The 967-nt window shown below is 64.5% G+C and carries 1 protein-coding gene; it reads left to right on the top strand.

What is annotated here, in order from left to right; translation table 11 throughout:
• Positions 1–967 (top strand): flavodoxin-dependent (E)-4-hydroxy-3-methylbut-2-enyl-diphosphate synthase (gene ispG, locus IE109_RS32815; RefSeq protein WP_189555004.1); only part of this gene is annotated, 967 nt, incomplete at both ends.

Here is a 967-nt window from a genome sequence, read left to right as displayed (position 1 = left end):
CGACGCGGACGTCGGACGTCGGTGCCACGCTGCAGCAGATCGCGGAGTTGACCGCGTCGGGGTGTCAGATCGTGCGGGTGGCGTGTCCGACGCAGGACGACGCGGACGCGCTGGCCACGATCGCGAGGAAGTCGCAGATTCCGGTGATCGCGGACATTCATTTCCAGCCGAAGTACGTGTTCGCGGCGATCGACGCGGGTTGTGCGGCGGTGCGGGTGAATCCGGGCAACATCAAGCAGTTCGACGACAAGGTCAGGGAGATCGCGAAGGCGGCCGGTGAGGCGGGTACGCCGATCAGGATCGGTGTGAACGCCGGTTCGCTGGACCGCCGGCTGCTGGAGAAGTACGGCAAGGCCACTCCGGAGGCGCTGGTGGAGTCGGCGTTGTGGGAGGCGTCGCTGTTCGAGGAGCACGGTTTCCGTGACATCAAGATCTCGGTGAAGCACAACGATCCGGTGGTGATGGTCAACGCGTACCGGCAGTTGGCGGCGCGGTGTGACTATCCGTTGCATCTGGGTGTGACCGAGGCGGGTCCGGCTTTCCAGGGGACCATCAAGTCGGCGGTGGCGTTCGGGGCGTTGTTGTCGGAGGGTATCGGGGACACGATCCGTGTGTCGCTTTCGGCGCCTCCGGCGGAGGAGGTCAAGGTCGGTATCCAGATTCTGGAGTCGTTGAATCTGCGTCAGCGGCGGTTGGAGATCGTGTCGTGTCCGTCGTGCGGGCGGGCGCAGGTGGATGTGTACAAGCTGGCCGATCAGGTGAGTGCGGGTCTGGACGGTCTGGAGGTTCCGTTGCGGGTCGCGGTCATGGGCTGTGTGGTCAATGGTCCGGGTGAGGCGCGTGAGGCGGATCTGGGTGTGGCGTCGGGCAATGGCAAGGGTCAGATCTTCGTGAAGGGCGAGGTCATCAAGACGGTGCCGGAGTCGAAGATCGTGGAGACGCTGATCGAGGAGGCGATGAAGATCGC

The organism is Streptomyces lavendofoliae (assembly GCF_014649735.1).
GTDB classification, from domain to species: domain Bacteria; phylum Actinomycetota; class Actinomycetes; order Streptomycetales; family Streptomycetaceae; genus Streptomyces; species Streptomyces lavendofoliae.
This window is presented reverse-complemented; position numbering and strand designations above follow the sequence as displayed.